This window comes from Bacillus cereus group sp. N6, from assembly GCF_016483705.1.
GTDB lineage: Bacteria > Bacillota > Bacilli > Bacillales > Bacillaceae_G > Bacillus_A > Bacillus_A wiedmannii.
Window position 1 is genome coordinate 1 of sequence record NZ_JAEHBI010000206.1, and the last position, 511, is coordinate 511.

Here is a 511-nt window from a genome sequence, read left to right on the forward strand (position 1 = left end):
GAGAATTGCAAAGATATGCAAATGTTGTGGAAGAAGAATTGTTAACAGCACAAGAAGAAGTAGCTGATGTTGCTGTAAGTAAATTAAGACAAAGTGGTCCTGAAAAAAAAGGGGCTTATCGTAAAGGGTGGCGTAAGAAAAAAGAAGGTAATGGCGTTGTCGTCCACAATATAAAAGGGCAACTAACGCATCTTTTGGAAAATGGCCATGCAAAGGCTGGTGGTGGACGTGTTCCGGCTCAAGTTCATATTCGTCCTGTTGAAGAGTATGTAATTGATGAATTGCCAAAACGTATCGAAAGGGCGGTCGGGCAATGACATTAGGTGAAGTAATAAAAATCCTTGAAGCTACAGGTTATCCTGTGGCTTATTCGCATTTCACAGCAACACCAACTAATCCAGTGCCAAAGCCACCATATATCTGTTTTCTTGTGAATGGATCAGCAGTGCGCCCATAAAGGTGTGTGAAAAATCTCCTTAGACAAGAGATGGGAAGTCTGCATACAAACCCA

The 511-nt window shown here is 41.7% G+C and carries 1 protein-coding gene; it reads left to right on the forward strand.

From position 1 onward, the window contains the following. A partial coding sequence (locus JDS99_RS30960) for an HK97 gp10 family phage protein (protein WP_199696497.1) occupies positions 1–317 on the forward strand: 317 nt, incomplete at its 5' end. Positions 318–511 lie beyond the last annotated feature (194 nt).